General features: G+C 68.5%; 2 protein-coding genes. Both read left to right on the top strand.

All coding sequences use genetic code 11. The features are described from left to right. The coding region (locus ACP5E6_RS08020; RefSeq protein WP_427953594.1) for a glutamate--tRNA ligase family protein at positions 1-528 on the top strand (528 nt) is incomplete at its 5' end. Continuing rightward, positions 525-1589, top strand: a 1065-nt coding sequence (locus ACP5E6_RS08015) for a S1C family serine protease (RefSeq protein ID WP_427953592.1), incomplete at its 3' end; no start/stop codon positions are given. The genes ACP5E6_RS08020 and ACP5E6_RS08015, both read left to right, overlap by 4 nt.

Here is a 1589-nt window from a genome sequence, read left to right as displayed (position 1 = left end):
GCCGCCCCGCACGCCACCCCAGCCGCCTATCCCGGCACCTGCCGCGATCTCGACCCCGAAATCGCCGCCGATCGCATCGCGCGCGGCGACCCCTACGCCCTGCGCCTGCACACCGATCGCGCATGCCGCGCCACCGCCCCGCTGCGCTACCACGAAGCCACCGAAGGCTGGATCACCGCCGATCCCACCCCGCACGGCGATATCGTGCTCGCCCGCAAGGACACCCCGTTCAGCTATCACCTCTGCGTCACCCATGACGATGCGATCCAGGGCGTCACCCTGGTCACCCGCGGCAACGATCTGCGCGCCACCACCCCGATCCACATCCTCCTGCAACGCCTGTTCGGCTGGCCAACCCCGGCCTACGCCCATCACCCCCTGCTCACCGACGCCTCCGGCCGCCGCCTCGCCAAGCGCGATCGCGCCGCCAGCCTGCGCGACCTGCGCGCCGCCGGCACCACGCCGGACGATATCCGAAAAATCATCTCTTGCCGGATCGGCGATCTCGCCTCACTCTCTTTCCCATGACATCGCGCAAAACCCTGCCCGGCCTCATCCTCGCCGCCGGCCTGATCCTCACCGGCCGCGCCGAAGCCGCCCCCACCCCGCCCGCGATCGCGAAAATCGCCCGCGCCGCCCTGCCCGCCGTGGTCGATATCGAAAGCATCGACCCGATGAAACCCAAACCCGACAACGGCGCCGCCACCACGCCGGGCGAGGGGCAGGTTCAAAAAACCGACACCCGAACCGCCGACGGCAGCAGCCTGATCATCCCGCCCCGCGCCGAACAGGCGCTCGGCACCGGCTTCTTCATCAGCAAGGACGGCTATATCGTCACCAACCACCACGTCATCGCCGGCGCCAGCGAAATCAAGGTCACCCTGCACGACGGCCGCATCTACACCGCCAAATTGGTCGGCGCCGACACCAAGGCCGATCTCGCCGTCCTGAAAATCAACACCGGCCACCCCGACCCCTACCTGACCTTCGGCAACAGCGGCGCCCTCGAACTCGGCGACTGGGTGGTCGCGATCGGCAACCCCTTCGGCCTCGGTTTCTCGGTCTCCGCCGGCGTGGTCAGCGCCCTCCACCGCGACATCGGCTCCGGCCCCTACGATAATTTCATCCAGACCGATGCCGCGATCAATCGCGGCAATTCCGGCGGCCCGATGCTCGATGCCAACGGCCACGTCGTCGGCGTCGATTCCGCAATCTACTCCCCCTCCGGCGGCTCGGTCGGCATCGGCTTCGCCATCCCCTCCAGCATGGTCAAACCCGTGGCCGACGCGCTGATCGCCCACGGCGCCATGATCCGCGGCTGGGCCGGATTGCGGATCGAACACGTCTCCGCCGACATGCGGCGCGCCTGGCATCTGAAATCGGCCAACGGCGTCGTGATCGGCGGAGTCGTCGCCTCAGGCCCGGCCGACGGCAAACTCGCGCCCGCCGACATCATCACCGCCGTCAACGGCCACCCGATCACCGATGTCCACAGCTTCAAAGTGGCACTCGCCGAAATCCCCGCCGGCCAACCCGCCCATCTCGCCTACACGATCGACGGCTCAACCCACGCCGCCGCCATCACCATC

The sequence above is a fragment of the Acidiphilium sp. genome (genome assembly GCF_049977125.1).
GTDB lineage: Bacteria > Pseudomonadota > Alphaproteobacteria > Acetobacterales > Acetobacteraceae > Acidiphilium.
Note: the sequence above shows the minus strand (reverse complement) of the source record. Positions and strands in the feature narration are given on the sequence as shown.